This is a genomic window from Xanthomonas prunicola, assembly GCF_025266575.1.
Taxonomy (GTDB): Bacteria; Pseudomonadota; Gammaproteobacteria; order Xanthomonadales; family Xanthomonadaceae; genus Xanthomonas; species Xanthomonas prunicola.
In genome coordinates this window covers 739,135-754,778 of the sequence record NZ_CP096142.1, presented here as the reverse complement: position 1 = coordinate 754,778, position 15,644 = coordinate 739,135, and the positions used below count along the sequence as shown (strand labels likewise).

Here is a 15,644-nt window from a genome sequence, read left to right as displayed (position 1 = left end):
CGCAGAATTTCCGTTCCCTAATCGGCCCCACCTGGGGAGCCAAACCCATGCCCAAGAAGAAACCCAAGCCCAAGGGGCGCGCATCGGCCAAGTTGACGCCCAGGATCCAGCGCTTCGTCGCCGAGTACCTGAAAGACCAGAACGCAGCGCAGGCGGCCATCCGCACCGGCTACAGCGAAAAGACCGCCAAGCAACAGGGTTCGCGGTTGCTGAAGCTTCCTGCAGTCGCTGCAGCTGTGCGCGCGGGGCAGAAGCGCGTGGCCGCGAAGGCCGAGGTGACCGTCGATACCCTGATGGCGGAGCTTGAGCAGGCGCGCCGCATGGCGCTGAAGGAGAAGCAACCCAGCGCTGCGGTAACCGCGACCATGGGCAAGGGCAAGCTCGCCGGGCTGTTGGTCGAGAAGCGGCATCACACCGGGGCGATCGGCACCTACGACCTGAGCAAGATCACTGACGATGAACTCGACCGCCTTGAACAGATCCTCGGTCCGCTTGCCGACGCTGGCGGAGATCCGAGCGGAGAGGGCCAGGCGGACGGCTGAGCGAGAACGCCAGCGCATTGCCGAGGATGTCGAAGGGATCAGGGCGCGCTCGCAGTCGCTGGAGGGTTTCATCCGCGAGCACTGGCGGGTGCTGGAGCCGACCAGGCCGCTCAAGATCGGTTGGGCGCTGCGGGCGATGTGCCAGCACCTCGAGGCTGTCACCGAAGGGCGCATCCAGTTCCTGCTGATCACCGTGCCGCCGGGCATGATGAAATCGCTGGTACTGGTGTTCTGGACTGCGTGGGAGTGGGGGCCGTGCGGTCGCCCGGACCTGCAGACGCTGGCCACCTCCTACAGCCAGCCAAACGTCCTGCGCGACAACCTCAAGCTGCGGCGCCTCATCGACAGCGCGCAGTACCAGGCCGCCTGGCCGATGAAGCTGCGCGGCGACCAGAACGCCAAGGGCAAGTTCGAGAACACCGGCAACGGCTTCAGCGAGGCTCGCCCCTTCAGCTCAATGACGGGCGGCCGCGGCGACCGGGTCAAGGTCGACGATCCGCATTCGACCGAAACCGCCGAGAGCGACGCCGAGCGCAAGACCGCAGTCCGCATTTTCCGCGAGGGCATCACCGACCGCCTCAACGACATCACGTCGTCGGCCATGGTCATCATCATGCAGCGCCTGCACCAGCGGGACATTGCGGCGGTGGCGATGGAGCTGGATCTGGGCTTCGTCCACCTCAACCTCCCGATGGAGTTCGAAGAGGAGCGGACAGACAAGGACGGCAAGAAGACGGGCGGGCCGTCCCGCACGTACATCGACGGGGAGCTGTTTTTCGAGGATCCGCGCACGCAGGAAGGCGAGCTTCTGTTCCCCGAGCGCTTCCCGCGCGCCGAGGTCGATCGACTTAAGCGCGCGAAAGGCAGCTACGCATATGCCGGCCAGTACCAGCAGCGGCCGACGCCGCGCGATGGCGGCACGTTCAAGCGGGAATGGTTCGAGGTTGTGGAAGCAGCGCCGGCTATCTCGGCGGCGCGCAAGGTTCGGCGCTGGGACTTCGCAGCGACCGACCCGAAGGAGAAGACCAGCAGCGACCCGGACTACACGGTCGGCCTGCTGCTGGGGGAGGTCGCCGGCATCTACTACGTGCTCGATGTCGTCCGCGACCAGGTGTCGCCCGCCGGCGTGGAGCGGATGCTGACGAACACGGCGCGGCAGGACGGTAGGACGATCAAGGTGCGCATCCCGCAGGATCCCGGAGCCGCCGGCAAGTCCAATGCCGCGCACCAGATCAAGTTGCTGGCGGGCTGGGACATCAAGGCAGCGCTGGAATCCGGATCGAAGGAGGTCAGAGCAACGCCGGTGGAAGCACAGGCCGAGGCCGGGAACATCAAGCTGGTGAGCGGCCCCTGGGTGGCGGCCTTCCTCGACGAGATCGCCGAGTTCCCCAACGCCAAACACGACGACCAGGTGGACGCGCTCTCTGGCGCATTCGCTGAGCTGGTTACCGGCAGCACCTACAACCTTGGAAATGCACTCTGATGGGCAAGCTCGCACAATTGAAGGACGGGCTGGTCAATCTCGTGGCCAACCTTGGCACTGGGCGCGACAAGGCGGCGCACAGCCACTACGCGCTCGCGCCGCTGAGTGATTTGGACGCCAGCAACGCCTACCGAGGCACGTGGCTCGCTCGCAAGATCATCGACATCCCTGCGCTCGACGGCTGCCGCAACTGGCGGACGTGGAATGCCGATCAGACTCAGATCAGCGACCTCGAGGCGGAGGAGAAGCGCCTTGGCCTGCAGGTGAAACTGCTGGAAGCGCACACCAAGGCGCGGCTGTTCGGTGGCGCTGCGATCTACATTGGTACCGGCGAGTCGGATGTCAGCAAGCCCCTGGACCCGGCGCGGGTGAGGAAGGAGGGCATCAAGCACCTCAACGTGTTGACGAAGCGCATGTTGACCGCAGGCGAGCTGGATCGTGACGCTGAGTCACCCACGTTCGGGCGGCCGGCGTTCTATACGCTCACTTCGGCCCGAGCTGGTCAGGTCGAGATTCATCCGTCTCGGCTGGTCATCCTGCACGGTGCCCATCGGCCGGACCCGGATATCGACAACGGCGATGGCTGGGGCGACTCGGTGCTGATGTCGATCAGCGACGCCGTGAAGCAGGCCGACAGCACGAGCGCCAACATCGCCAGCCTGGTATTCGAGGCGAAGGTCGATGTGCTGAACATCCCGAACCTCATGTCGCAGCTGGCAGATCCAGCGTATGAGGCGCAGCTGCTCCAGCGCCTGCAGCTCGCGGCGATGGCCAAGGGCATCAACGGCATGCTGGTGCTGGATGGGGAGGAGACGTACACGCAGAAGTCGGCGTCCTTCGGCGGATTGGTCGACGTGATGCTCGCGTTTTTGCAGCAGGTCTCGGGCGCAGCGGACATCCCCATGACTCGCCTGATGAGCCAGGCGCCTGCCGGCTTGAATGCCACGGGCGACAACGACATCCGCAATTACTACGACCGCATCAAGTCCGGACAGGAGCTGATCTACACGCCGGCCATGTCGGTGCTGGATGAGTGCCTGATCTACTCGGCGCTCGGCAGCCGACCGAAGGACGTTTTCTACAGCTGGCGCAGCCTGTGGCAGACCAGCGACACCGAGCGCGCCACCAACGGCAAGACCACGGCCGACACGATCAAGACCCTGGCCGACACCAAGCTCATTCCCGACGAGGTGCTGGCCGAGGTGGCGGTGAACATGCTGACCGAGGCGGGCGTAGCGCCTGGCCTGGAGTCGGCGATGGACGACTTCACCAAGGCGAACCCGGACTGGCAGGAGGATCAAGACGAGGATGAGCGTGCAGCGGCCGCGCTGGCAGCCACGCAGGCCAACCAGGGCGATCCGCTGACCGACGCCGAGCCTCGCTCGCTGTATGTGCGCCGCGACGTGCTCAACGCGGCAGAGATTGAGGCATGGGCACGGGAGCAGGGCATCACGGACGTCGCCGACGACCTGCACGTGACGGTGGCCTATTCGCGCCAGCGTTTCGATTGGATCAAGGCGGGCAACGCGAGTGAGTGGAGTAGCGATAGCAGCGGTGAGCTGATCATTCCGCGCGGTGGTCCGCGTGCCATTGAGCCGCTGGGCGGCATGTCGGCGGTGATCCTGTTCGCGTCTACGCAGCTCGCCTGGCGGCATGAGGAGATCGTCCGCGCAGGCGCTTCGCATGACTTCCCGGACTACATCCCACACATCAGCCTGACCAAGGCGCCCATCGACCTATCGAAGGTTGAGCCATACCGGGGCCGCATTGTGCTGGGCCCGGAAATCTTCGAAGAGCTCCGCGAGGACTGAACCATGTTTCTGAAAGATCGAGTCTCGGTGACGGCGCCACGCCGCACCGCGGACGGCTACCTCGTGGCCGAGGCATTCGTCGCGCGCACGGGCATCCAGGATTACCTGGGCAGTGAATTGGGCCGCCCGGATTTGGAGGTGGTTCGACTGTATCGGCCGCCGGAGGAGGTGTTCTCCGACGAGACGCTGCGCAGCTATGCGCACCGGCCCATGACCAACGACCACCCGCCGGAACAGGTCAACGCCGACAACTGGAAAAAGTACGCCGTCGGCCAGACAGGCGACGAAGTAGCTCACGACCAGACGCGCGTGCGCGTGCCGTTGGTCTTGATGGACCAACAGGCCATTACCGATTACGAGGCCGGCAAGCGCGAGTTGTCGCAGGGCTACTCGGCCGAGATTGACTGGACGGCCGGGACCACGCCGGAAGGCGAGCACTACGACGCCGTGCAGCGACACATCCGTAACAACCATCTGGCCCTGGTCCGCCGCGGCCGGGCTGGCTCTCAGTTTCGCATCGGGGATGGGCGTGCCCCCGGTGATCCGGATTACAGCGCCGTCAACCCAACGAGGAACCACACCATGAGCGACACCAAGACCAGGACCGTCATGGTCGATGGGCTGCCGGTCGAGTGCACCGACGCCAGCGCCATCGCCATCGACAAGCTGCAGCGCCAGCTCTCCGACTCCAACGCAGTTGCCGCGCGCCAGGCAACCGAGCACACCGAAGCCCTCGCGGTGAAGGATGCGGAGATCGCCAAGCGCGACGCCGCGATCGATGACCTGAAAAGCAAGGTGCTGGATGCCGCTGCCCTGGATGCGCGCGTGCAGGCGCGTGGTGATCTGCTGGCCACGGCCAAGTCGATCCACGACGCCGACTATCGCGGCAAGAGCGATGCGGACGTCCGCAAGGCGGCCGTCATCGGCAAGCTCGGCGACGCCGCCATCGCCGGCAAGGGTGACGCCTACATCGAGGCGCGCTTCGACATCCTCGCGGACGGCGTCAAAGCTACCGACCCGGTGACGCGCGCGCTCAGCGATGGCGCCACACGCATCTCCGCCAACGACGCCCAGTCTCTCGAAGACAAGGCCTATCAGCGCTCCCTGGACCGCTTCAACCGCAAGAAGGAGGCCTAATCATGCCCATGCTACAGACCACTTGGGCCGAAAAGCCCTTGCCCGGCACCGCCGGTCGCCGTGCCAACTCGGAAGAGTGGAACACCATCACCCGCGTTGCGCAGGTTGCCGGCATCGGGTTCGGCCACCCTGTACAGCGCGGCACTGCTGACGACCAGGCCAACAAGTTCACCACCGGCAAGTTCCTTGGCATCACCGAGCAGGACGTGACCGTGGTGGACGGCCCGGTCGACGCCGCTCAGGAATACCCGCTCGGTGCAAACCTGCCCATCTGTGACATGGGCACCATCTGGGCCAAAGCGAGCGGTGCGTGCACGGCTGGCGGCCTCGTCTACTGGGACGCCGCCGCGAAGGGCTACAGCAACACCGCAAGCGGCACCCTCATCCCCGGCGCTGAGTTCGATAGCACCGCTGCCGCCAACGGCGTGGTGAAGATTCGTCTGCGCCGCACCCCCGCAGCTCCGGCCGCGTAATCAGGAGGAACACAATGGATATCCGTGATCAGGCGGCGGTGCTCAGCTTCGCTCGCCAGCAGTCGCACGTTCTCAACACGCAGGTGTACGAGATCGAATACGCCGAGATGGACTACGGTTCGCTCATCCCTATCAACACCAACATTCCCGAGTGGGCGGCTGGCATGGACACGCTGATCATGGACAAGGTCGGTGAGGCCAAGTTCCAGTCCACGTATGCCAAGGACATCCCGCTGGCCGATGTGAACCTCAACATCGTCACGAGCACCTTCGCGGAATACGCCGTGGGCTACCAGTGGAACATCGGAGAGGTGGGCAAGGCCCAGTTCTCCAACTTCCCGCTGACTGCGCGCCGCGCTGAAGCTGCACGCTTCGCCTCGGAAGTCTTCATCTGGGAATCGGCACTGATTGGCGCGCAGCTCAAAGGCTGGACGGGTCTCATCAACTCCGCGGCGGTTACACCGATTGCGGCCGCGGCCAACGGAACTGGCGCACCGAGCTCGGCATGGGTGTTGAACGACGGCACCGGCAACAAAACTCCCGAAGAGATCGTCGCGGACATCAACAACGCGGTGATCGGTCCGGTCAACGCCGGCAACGGCATCCTGACCTCGCTCCTGGCTGACACGGTGCTCCTGCCGCCCTTGGCCATGAAGTACATCGAGGAGACTCCGTACGGTGTCACCTCGCCGAACGAGACCATCGCCTCTTACGTCCAGACGCGCAACGCCTACACGCGGCGCACCGGTCGTCCGCTGAACTTGCGCGAGCTTCCGGCGCTTTCGCGTGCCGCAACGGTCGGTGTTGCCGGCGGTGGTCGTCTGGTCGCCTACCGCAACACCGCCGACGTGCTGGAGCTACCGATGCCGATGGCGTATCGGTTCTGGCCGATCTACCAGGACGGCCCGTTCAACTTCGTGGTCCCGGGCATGGGCCGTATCGGGCAGCTGGATATCAAGAAGCCCGGTATCCGTTACCTGGACGGCATCACGCCGGTTCCGGCCGCCTGACCTGACGGGTGGCTCTGCTGAGCGCGGGGCCACCCCTGACAAGGAAACAGACGTGCACAAGATCAAAAACCACACCAACTCGCCGCACCATATTCAGCTTACAGACGGATCCAAGGGCCGCCTGCCGGCGCGCGGTGAGGGTGAGTTCGACGTGGATCCCAAGATGCTGCCCTTCTATCAGCGGTGTGGGTTCCTCAAGCTCGAATCCGTAGTTCCACCGATGCTCTATGGCAGTGACAAATTGCCCGCCCTCATCCCGCTGACGGACGACGATGCGCACAACGTCCAGTTGGGCGACGTGGTTCGCCATGCATTCGAGGCTTCCAATCTGACTGCAGACGAGTGGAATGCTCTTCCGGAAGACCAGCGCGAAGCGCTGCTGCTGGGTTCGATCACGCAGATGAAGGCAGATCTGGCGACAAGCAGCGAAGGAATCGAGGGCTTGCCCGATAGGGATGCCGACAGCGACACCAACACCGGTGAATCCACGGGGGAGGGCACTGCGCCTGACGACAAGGATGCGCTGATTGCTGAACTTGCTGCGCTTGGTATCAAGAAGGATCGGCGGGCATCGGTCGAAGCGCTGCAGGCCGCCTTGAAGAACGTACAGGAGAAGAAGGCATGATCAAGATCACAAACACGTCTCGTGCGATGTTCCACTTCCCTGACGGAACTCCGCTCGAGCCAGGCGTGCCGACCACCGTGAAGGATTGGGAGGTGCACAGCAAAAACGCAGCCGTGCGCGCCTGGATCGACCAAGGCGTTCTGGCAGTCACCGATGCAACCGCGCCTGCTCCCGACGAGGATTGACCATGTACGGCACGCTGGCAGGAGCAGACGACTATCACCTGGCCCGGGGGAACACCGCCTGGGCCGCAGGCAGCGAGGCGGCACGCACTGCAGCCCTGGTGCGCGGTACCGACTACATCGATGGCCGGTACCGGGTGCTGCTGGCCTCTGGCCGGTGGCAATCGCTGTTCCCTGGCGTGCGTACCGCAGGGCGGAGCCAGCCCAACGAGTGGCCCCGCACCGGTGCAACCGACAACGCAGGCGCGCTCATCGGGCCGGAGGAGATCCCGGGCGAGGTGGAGCGGGCAACGTATGAGGCGGCACTGCGGGAGCTGGCCAGGCCGGGTAGCCTGTCCCCCGACTTCGTGGCATCCGAGGCGGTGACTCGGGAGAAGGTGGGACCGATCGAAGTGAGCTACGCCGATAGCGGAGCTGGTGGGCAGCCGGCCAACCGGCCAGTCGTGCCGGCCATCGATGAGATCCTGGCGCCGCTGCTGCGGACGCCATACATCGGCCCTGCGGTGTTCGTCGTATGAGCGCCTTCTATGACCGGCTGCAGGCCACGGCCACGCGCTTGATCAATCGTTACGGCTTCGACGCCCAGCTGCAGCGCGCAGGTGCACCGACGGGACCGCCGCACAACCCGCAGCCGGGCCCAGCCACTCGGCACGACTGCAAGGTTGTGGAGCTGGAATACAGCCTCACCAATCGGGATGCCACCCTGGTGCTCAAGGGCGACAAGCTGGGATTGATCAGCACCGCGATCGATACCGTGCCCACCCTGAGCGACCGCATTGTGCTGGGTAACGATCTGTTTACCTTTATTGACCTGCAGCCGCTGTCCCCTGGCGGGCAGGTGCTGCTCTACGAATTCCACGCGAGACGCTGATGGCTGCCACGACTTCCCGCCAACTCGAACAGCTGGCGGCGAAGCTGGAGCCGGCCATCGCGCGCGCATTCCTCAGGGCAATCTCGGAGGTGACCAATCAGGCAGGCGTGCAGCTCATCGCCGACCTGTTGCAGGCTGGGCGCATCGACGACGTGCTCACAGTCATGGGGCTGGACGAGGCGCGCTTTGCGGATCTGGGTGAAGCACTGCGCAACGCCTACGCGGCAGGAGGGCAGCAGGGCGTCTCGGAGATGCCGAAGATGCGGCTCAGCCTGGACCCGATCATCACGGGCAACTACAGGCCACGGCAGGATGTGCGCTCGCCCGCGCTGCGTCCCACGTTCGACCTGCGCAATGCGACCGCCGAGGCATGGCTGCGCGACAAGTCCAGCAACCTCATCACGGGCATCGTCAACGACCAGCGCACCCTGATCCGCAACGTGCTGGAGAGCGGGATGGTCGCCGGCCGCAATCCACGACAGAGCGCGCTGGACATCGTGGGACGCGTCGGTGACACAGGCAGGCGCACGGGTGGCGTGCTGGGGCTGACATCGCAGCAGGGCCAGTTTGTGCAGAGCATGCGCGGCGAGCTGGCCAGCGGTGACCCAAGGGAAATGGCGAAGTACTTCGGTCGGAAGCGCCGCGACAAGCGCCTGGACGGGATCGTCAAGCGCGCTATTGCTGCGGGCAAGCCGGTAGCGCAGGCCGACATCGACAAGATCGCCGGCCGCTACTCCGACCGGCTGCTGCAGCTACGTGGCGAGATGATCGCCCGCACCGAATCGATCAGCAGCATGAACGCCGGACGGGAAGAGGCCTACCGGCAGCAGATCGAATCGGGGGCACTGGCAGCGGAGAACGTCATCGGTACCTGGTCAGCGACGGCGGACAGACGCACGCGGCATAGCCACCAAGCCATTGCCGGGCAGAAAAGGGCCTTCGGCGAGCCGTTCCAGACGCCGAGTGGCGCATTACTCAACCACCCTGGCGACACGAGCCTCGGTGCTGGCCCTGAAGAGATCATCGGCTGCCGCTGCACCAAGGAATACCGGATCGACATGATTGCGGAGGCGTTACGTGGCAAACAAGTTCGGTGACCAGGTAAGGGCCTTCACTGAGAAGGCAAAAATGCGACAGGAGGTCATCTTCCGAGAGTCGGCGCAGCAGGTGATGGATGACGCCAGTAAGCAGGAGGGCGAAGGCGGGAAAATGCCGCGCGATGTCGGTTTCCTTGTGAACTCGCGTGCGGCATCGATAGACGGCATGCCAAGCGGAAAGTCCAAGCCGGAGAAGGGCGCGACTTACTCTGCTCCGGTGAACGGCGATCCTGCCCTGGTGTTCTCGAAGCTGGAGTTAGGGCAGACGGTATGGGCTGGCTGGACTGCAGCCTATGCGCTGCGCATGGAACACGGCTTCAGCGGCAAGGACAGCCTGGGCCGGCAGTACGAGCAGGCCGGCAAGGGCTTCATGCGCGCTGCCACGCAGAACTGGGACTTCATCGTCAACGAGGTCACCGCGAAGGTGAAGGCACGTATCCCATGAGCGACACCGCGATTTACGACGCCTTCGCAGGCCTGGTCAGCGCCTTCGCCGCGGCGCAGGGCTTGCCATGCTCCTACCCGGGCTTGGCCTTCACCCCGCCGACGGATGGCGCATGGCTGGAGCTACAGTGGTTCCCGAACGAAACACAGAACTACGGCCTGGCCGACGATGGCCCTTCGCTGCTGCAGGGCTTCGGCCAGCTGTCAGCGTGCTACCGCCCCGGCGGCGGGATCATGGTCGGCACGCGCATCACCGATCAGATCATCACCGCCTTCGCCAAGGGCACTACCTTCGCCGGCATGCGCGTGTACCGCATGCCCTGGACCTCAACCATCATTCAAGACCCGGAGCGGCACATGCAACCGGTGACCATCATGTGGCGAGGATTCGGTGGGTAGGCCAGTGCTAGGCTTGGTGTTCAGTAACTGCCGAGGCAAGAGATGATCACTATCGACGAGTTGCAGGCGAGTTTGGACGGCATCAGCTTGGAGGATCTCCCGGACGACCTGGCGTCAGGGCTTAGGAGCATGGTTGACGGAATTCAGCGTGAAATTGCCGCTCAACGTTCTTCAGTGCCGCGTGCTTCGCCAAGTCTCGAAAGTGTGAAGTACGCGATCCTCATGCTCAGGATCGCTGTCGACTCTGCACGTCTGAACAAAAAAATCAGTGATAAGGTCGCTGAGTTATGCAAGCGCTTGAAGCAGGATGCAGATAACAAGCAGCTAAACGAGGACGTCTCGCTTCTGGAGAAGATGATTTTCGACTCCAGGCCGTTTGAGAGAGATCTGCTCGAGCAGGCAGCTCTGGCAATCCACAAAATGCCCGACGACTTCGAGCTGAGTGACGACAGTACATCGGGCTTCAGAATGTAAGTCCAAGCAAACAGCCCGCCGAACAGCGGGCTTCTTTTTTCCAACCCCGCCCCGTGGCGGGTTTTTTTATGCCCAAAGCGAGGAGATATCAGCAATGGCTGAGGCACAAACCAATAGCGGTTCCAAGCTCTACATCTGCGCGACGCCCCAGAACAACGACCTCACCGAAACCCAGTTCAAGGCGCTGACCTACGTCCAGGTGAAGAAGGTCGGCAGCGTCGGCGAGCGCGGCTTAACCACCAACATCGTCACCTACGACACGTGGGACACCGCAGTATCGCTGAAGGGCAAGGGCATCTCCAATGCCGGCGACCCGGAGGTCGAGATGGCGCGCGACCTCGCGGACCCCGGCCAGATCGCCATGCGCGCAGCTGGCCAGCCGACTGTCACTGACGCCTACGCGTTCAAGGTGGAACGCCCGTCCGGCGAAATCGAGTACTTGCGCGGCCTGGTCACTGGCCCCCGCACGCCGGGTGGCCGTAATGAGGACTTCGTGCTGCACGTCTACTCGCTCGCCCTGAACCAGGTGCCGATCGAAGTGCCGGCGCCCGTCACTCCGTAACCGAACAGCAGGGGATAGGGCGGCCGCCTGATAAGCCGGACCTGATCCGGCTGGCTTCCCCTGCTTCATCTCCCGGATCGATCACCAAGGATCACCCATGACCGAATTGACCACCATCGTGGCCGCCGAGCGCGCCATCGACATCAAGCACCCCGCCACCGAGGCTCCTGTGGGCCTGCGCATCACGCTGCTGCCCGACAGCCACCCGAAAGTGCGCGCGGCCAGCCGCAAGGCGCTGGATGACCGCCTGATGGGCAAGGGCAAGCTGACCGCATCGAAGATGGAGCAGGGCCGCACCGACATGCTCGTCGCGTCTGTGGGCGGCTGGGAGTGGAAGGGGGATCTCACCTTCCACGGCAGCAAGCCGGATCTGACCGACGAAGCCCTGCGCAAGGTGCTGAAGGAGCTCCCATGGATCAGCGATCAGCTGGAGGTGGAGCTGGGAAACCGCGCGGAGTTTTTTCGCAGCCCTGAAGGCGAGGATCTCTGACGCCACGTATCTCACCGTTCGGTACGACATGCCGGACGCGAAGGGCGAGACGCGGCGGCAGCGCAATGCCCGCTTCGAAGAACCGGCTCCCGCCGTCGACATGCCTGAAGAAGCGGCGCACGTGTGGGACTGGTTCTGGTTGATATCAGGCCGGCGCCGATCCGGCCCTGAGGCGCTGTCCTACGCCGAACTCGACGCGTGGCAGCGACTGCTGCTGCGCGATGTGCTCCCCGAAGAGGTGGAGATGCTCATGGCGATGGACGACGCCTACCTGCGTGCCGTGCGCGAAGAACAAGCAGCGGCGCGCGAGCGGCCGCCGGAACCGAGCAACACCTGGAGCTGATTGATGGATATCGCCGAACTTGGCTTTAAGGTCGATTCGAGTGGCCTGGTCGAAAGCACCAGGGCGCTGGACCAGAACGCCGCCGCCGCCGACAAGGCCAGTGGATCAGCAGATCGGCTGGAGCGTTACTTCCAGTCGATGTCCCGCTCGATCGACCGCTCAGCCGTTGCGTTGGGCGACCGTTTGGGCGGAGCACTTGAGCGGATCGGCGTTGGTACCGGCACGGTAATCACCGAGCTGCAGGGGCTCAACCGCGCGCAGGCGGAAATCGTCAGCGCGCTGGTGGCCATGGAGAGCCGCCTGGCCGGTACCGCCGCAGGCTTGCAGGTCTACAGTGCTGCAGGCAAGGACGCTGCAGCAGGTGCCACGGCTACCACGACCGCATCGCAGAAGCTCGAGCAGCAGCTGGAGCAGCAGGAGGCGCGCTACCGCAGCGTTGCGCAGCAGGCCATGGCCTATGCAGAAGCGCAGCGCACCGCCAACGTGTCGGACCGCGCACTGGCCGAGGCGGCACGTGATTCTGCTGCCGGCATCGACCACCAGGCCGCGGCTATGTCGCGCGCCGGTACCGAGCAGGAACGCATGGTGGCGCGTGCGCGCGCGTTGCAGGAAGCCGAGGCACGCACCGCCAACCAGGCACGTGCAGCGGCGGAGGCGGCGCAGGCGCAGGAGATCAACCTGAAGCGCCTGCTCGCGCAGATCGATCCCACCGTTGCCGGTTTGAACCGGCTGGCCGAGATGGAGGATCGACTGGAGCGTGCCGGCGACCTGGGGCTGATCAAGCCGCAGGTGATGCAGCAATACCAGGCGCAGATCGAGGCGAGCCGGCAGGCGCTGCTGAAGTCCAAGAACACCACCGAGCAGTACGGCATGACTGCGCGCCAGACGGCCGCGGCGATGCGCATGATCCCGGCGCAGATGACGGACATCGTCACCAGCGTCGTCGCCGGCCAGCCGATCTGGATGGTGGCCATCCAGCAGGGTGGGCAGCTGAAGGACCAGCTCGGCGGCATCGGCCCTGCTGCGAAGGCCGTGTCCTCGTATGTGCTGGGCATGGTCAATCCGATGACATTGTCGGCTGCTGCCGCAGTCGCGTTGGCGGTGGCGCTGAAGCAGAGCCAGGACGAGCTGTTCGACTTCCAGAAGAACCTGATCCTCACCGGCCGCAATGCGGATATCAGCGGTGGCCAGTTCCGCGGCTTGGTTTCGGATCTGGACAAGCTGGCAGGTGTGACGCGCGGCGGCGCTGTGGATGCGCTGACAGCCGTCGCTGCTTCCGGCCAGTTTGCCGGCAAGCAGTTCTTGATGGTCGCCGAGGCGGCTGCCCGCATGGAGTCTTCCACCGGCCAAGCCAGCAGCAAGACCGTCGAGGCGTTCCAGCGCATCGCGCGTGATCCGGTAGATGCATTGGTGGAGCTGAATAAGCAGGAGGGATTTCTCACCGCGGCGCAGCTGTTGCGTATCCGCACACTGCAGGAGGAGGGCCAAGAGCAGCAGGCTGTTGCTGAAGCGCTGCAGATCTACTACGAGCGGTCGATCAATGTCGCCAATCAGGCCGAGGCAGCAATGCCGAGTTTGGTGAAGTGGTGGCGAGATGTGAAGGACGAGGTCGGCGGTGCGTGGGGAGAAGTGATGACCTTCAGCACTGAGCTGGAAAAGCTCGGCGGGAAGCTCAAGAACTTGCTCCCAGCGTCTGGCCTTCAATTCGACATGATCACTACGCTCGCGTCGCCCAAGGCTCAGATGCAGCGATTGAACTCGCTCATCGGCGGTTCTCGTCTACCTACACCGATCTTTGAAGTGCAGGCAGATGGGCGCAAGGCGATTGAAGATATGGCCAAGGTCTACCAAGAGCAGGACGTAGCGGCCAAAGCAGCATCGGAAGCACTCACCACGCGGCTTGCCGGGCTTGATCGTGAATCCGCCAAGCTGGCCGCCCGCAACAAGATCATCGAGCTTTACAACAAGCTGGAAGGCGCGCGCGACGCGAAGGGGAATCCTGATTCGCGGTTGTCCGACGGCTCCATGCAACGCCTCATCGCGCAATCCAACGCGCAGATCGACAAGCAGTTCAACCAGCGGGAAGGCGTCGGCAAGGCAAACACGGACGACAACGCGGCGCAGAGCTTCATCGCCAGCGTGCAGCGGCAGATCACCGCCAACCATCAGCTGGCGGAGAGCGGCGACAAGGTGTCGGCCAGCGACCGGCTGGTGATCCAAGCGCGGCAACTGCTGGCCGACAAGACCAATACGATGACGGCGGCGAGCAAAAAGCTGCTGGAGGCGATGATCCCCCAGCTCCAGGCAAGCGATGCGCAGGCCGAGAAGGCGAAGCAGACGCAGCGTGATCTGGTGGCGCAGGCGGCACTGACCGAGCGCCTCGCGCAGTTGGAAAAGCAGCGTCAGGAGCAGTCCGATGTTGATCTGATGAGCATTGGCCGCGGGGCAGACGCCACGCAGATGCTGCAGCGTCAGCTGGACATCCAGCGCGAGTACCTGCGCGAGCGGGAAAAGCTGGAGAAGGAGCAGCGAGGCCAGAACCCGCTCAGCGACGGCGAGTACCAGAACGAGATCGCCATGCTCGAGGCGAGCAAGGATCGCTCGCTGGAGATTGAGCGGAACTACCAACAGCAGCGGATGGCGATGCTAGGCAACTGGCGGAATGGCTTCACTCGCGTCTGGGAGGACTATGCATTCGCTGCTGCGAACGCATCGGACATGGCGGGTTCTGCCCTGTCCAACGGCTTAAGCGCGGCGGAAGATGCATTCGTGCGCTTCGTTCAGACGGGCAAGCTGTCGTTCTCGGATCTAACCAAGTCAATCCTGGCAGATCTGGCGCGTATTGCTGCAAGGCAGGCGATCGTCGGGGCCATCGGCTCCATCGTCGGATCGTTTACCGGTGCGGCGGCCGGTGGCGCCTGGACTGGCACCAGCGCGGGCGCAGGCAGCAACCTCAACTTCGGCAACAACGTGGACAGCTTCACCGGAAGCAGCTGGGCGAGCTTCGGCGGTGGCCGTGCTGGCGGTGGCGACGTGTCCAATTCGTCGATGTACGAGGTGGGCGAATTCGACCGCCCGGAGATCTTCAACGATCGGCGCGGGCGCAGCTACCTGATCCCCGGCAACGACGGCACGGTTGTGCCGATGCATCAGCTGGCATCCGGCAATGGCGGTGGCTCGTCCACCCCTACCGTAAACGTGAGCATCAATACCGTTGTTCAAAGCGATGGTAGTAGCAACACCTCTGCGACCGCTGGCGACGACAACGCAATGGGCCGGGCCCTCGCGAAGCTGATCGAGCCGGAAGTGAAGCGGGTGCTGGTGCAACAGATGCGGCCGGGTGGCCTGCTGACAGGAGCGCGCTGATGGCAGATGTCTTTCCATGGAAGCCCACGTCGCAGAGCAACGGAACTGCGACCGGTCTGGTCAGGCGCGCGGCATTCGGCGATGGCTACAGCCAGTCGGTTGCGGACGGCATCAACCCAATCTCGCGGTCGTACCAAGTGACCTTCACCGGATCGAAATCACTGATGCAGGACATCGCCGCATTTATCGATGCGCACATCGGTCGCTCGTTTCTTTGGACGCCAAGGATCGGTGGCCAGGGTTACTACCAATGCGACGGGTACAGCGATCGAGGTGAGGGTGGCGAAATGCTCTCCATCAGCGCCACCTTTGAACAGAAATTCCAGCCCTAAAGG

At 64.0% G+C, this 15,644-nt stretch carries 19 protein-coding genes; all 19 read left to right on the top strand.

Annotated features, from left to right (window positions below; all coding sequences use genetic code 11):
• Positions 1-47: 47 nt before the first annotated feature.
• The 19 genes from M0D43_RS02985 (at position 48) to M0D43_RS02895 (ending at position 15,641) form a co-directional block, all read left to right on the top strand.
• Positions 48-542 (top strand): terminase small subunit, encoded by a 495-nt coding sequence (locus M0D43_RS02985; RefSeq protein ID WP_260807857.1) that lies wholly within the window; start codon positions 48-50, stop codon positions 540-542.
• Positions 457-2,025, top strand: a complete 1,569-nt coding sequence (gene terL / locus M0D43_RS02980; protein WP_260807856.1) for a phage terminase large subunit — start codon at positions 457-459, stop codon at positions 2,023-2,025. Before M0D43_RS02985 ends, terL begins: the two co-directional genes overlap by 86 nt.
• Positions 2,025-3,836: a phage portal protein gene (locus M0D43_RS02975; RefSeq protein ID WP_260807855.1), complete on the top strand. Its 1,812-nt coding sequence runs from the start codon at positions 2,025-2,027 to the stop codon at positions 3,834-3,836. Before terL ends, M0D43_RS02975 begins: the two co-directional genes overlap by 1 nt.
• Before the next feature lie 3 nt (positions 3,837-3,839).
• Entirely contained in the window at positions 3,840-4,973 is a 1,134-nt protein-coding gene (locus M0D43_RS02970) for a DUF2213 domain-containing protein (protein WP_260807854.1), read from the top strand.
• A 2-nt stretch (positions 4,974-4,975) separates the two neighbouring features.
• Entirely contained in the window at positions 4,976-5,446 is a 471-nt protein-coding gene (locus M0D43_RS02965; protein WP_260807853.1) for a DUF2190 family protein, read from the top strand.
• Between the two features lie 14 nt (positions 5,447-5,460).
• Positions 5,461-6,456, top strand: a complete 996-nt coding sequence (locus M0D43_RS02960; protein ID WP_126969057.1) for a major capsid family protein — start codon at positions 5,461-5,463, stop codon at positions 6,454-6,456.
• 52 nt (positions 6,457-6,508) lie between these two features.
• Entirely contained in the window at positions 6,509-7,081 is a 573-nt protein-coding gene (locus M0D43_RS02955) for a hypothetical protein (RefSeq protein ID WP_260807852.1), read from the top strand.
• Positions 7,078-7,266, top strand: coding sequence for a hypothetical protein (locus tag M0D43_RS02950; RefSeq protein WP_126969059.1), 189 nt, complete (start codon positions 7,078-7,080; stop codon positions 7,264-7,266). The genes M0D43_RS02955 and M0D43_RS02950 overlap by 4 nt, the downstream gene beginning before the upstream one ends.
• Positions 7,267-7,268: 2 nt before the next feature.
• Positions 7,269-7,781, top strand: a complete 513-nt coding sequence (locus tag M0D43_RS02945; RefSeq protein WP_260807851.1) for a DnaT-like ssDNA-binding protein — start codon at positions 7,269-7,271, stop codon at positions 7,779-7,781.
• Positions 7,778-8,134 (top strand): hypothetical protein, encoded by a 357-nt coding sequence (locus M0D43_RS02940; protein WP_260807850.1) that lies wholly within the window; start codon positions 7,778-7,780, stop codon positions 8,132-8,134. The genes M0D43_RS02945 and M0D43_RS02940 overlap by 4 nt, the downstream gene beginning before the upstream one ends.
• Positions 8,134-9,231 (top strand): phage minor head protein, encoded by a 1,098-nt coding sequence (locus tag M0D43_RS02935; protein WP_260807849.1) that lies wholly within the window; start codon positions 8,134-8,136, stop codon positions 9,229-9,231. The genes M0D43_RS02940 and M0D43_RS02935 overlap by 1 nt, the downstream gene beginning before the upstream one ends.
• Positions 9,212-9,676, top strand: coding sequence for a hypothetical protein (locus tag M0D43_RS02930; protein WP_260807848.1), 465 nt, complete (start codon positions 9,212-9,214; stop codon positions 9,674-9,676). Before M0D43_RS02935 ends, M0D43_RS02930 begins: the two co-directional genes overlap by 20 nt.
• Positions 9,673-10,074, top strand: coding sequence for a phage tail terminator-like protein (locus tag M0D43_RS02925; RefSeq protein ID WP_260807847.1), 402 nt, complete (start codon positions 9,673-9,675; stop codon positions 10,072-10,074). Before M0D43_RS02930 ends, M0D43_RS02925 begins: the two co-directional genes overlap by 4 nt.
• Before the next feature lie 42 nt (positions 10,075-10,116).
• The gene (locus tag M0D43_RS02920; protein ID WP_260807846.1) at positions 10,117-10,548 is read left to right on the top strand and encodes a hypothetical protein; all 432 of its coding nucleotides are present in this window, start codon (positions 10,117-10,119) and stop codon (positions 10,546-10,548) included.
• Positions 10,549-10,642: 94 nt separating this feature from the next.
• Positions 10,643-11,110 carry a hypothetical protein gene (locus M0D43_RS02915; protein ID WP_064508859.1) on the top strand — a complete coding sequence of 156 codons (468 nt, stop codon included), beginning with the start codon at positions 10,643-10,645 and terminating at the stop codon, positions 11,108-11,110.
• 97 nt (positions 11,111-11,207) lie between these two features.
• Positions 11,208-11,600, top strand: coding sequence for a hypothetical protein (locus M0D43_RS02910; RefSeq protein WP_260807844.1), 393 nt, complete (start codon positions 11,208-11,210; stop codon positions 11,598-11,600).
• Between the two features lie 28 nt (positions 11,601-11,628).
• Positions 11,629-11,943 (top strand): phage tail assembly chaperone, encoded by a 315-nt coding sequence (locus M0D43_RS02905; protein ID WP_104559116.1) that lies wholly within the window; start codon positions 11,629-11,631, stop codon positions 11,941-11,943.
• 3 nt (positions 11,944-11,946) lie between these two features.
• Positions 11,947-15,309: a phage tail length tape measure family protein gene (locus tag M0D43_RS02900; RefSeq protein ID WP_260807842.1), complete on the top strand. Its 3,363-nt coding sequence runs from the start codon at positions 11,947-11,949 to the stop codon at positions 15,307-15,309.
• Positions 15,309-15,641 carry a phage tail protein gene (locus M0D43_RS02895; protein ID WP_260807841.1) on the top strand — a complete coding sequence of 111 codons (333 nt, stop codon included), beginning with the start codon at positions 15,309-15,311 and terminating at the stop codon, positions 15,639-15,641. Before M0D43_RS02900 ends, M0D43_RS02895 begins: the two co-directional genes overlap by 1 nt.
• The last annotated feature ends 3 nt before the right edge of the window (positions 15,642-15,644 follow it).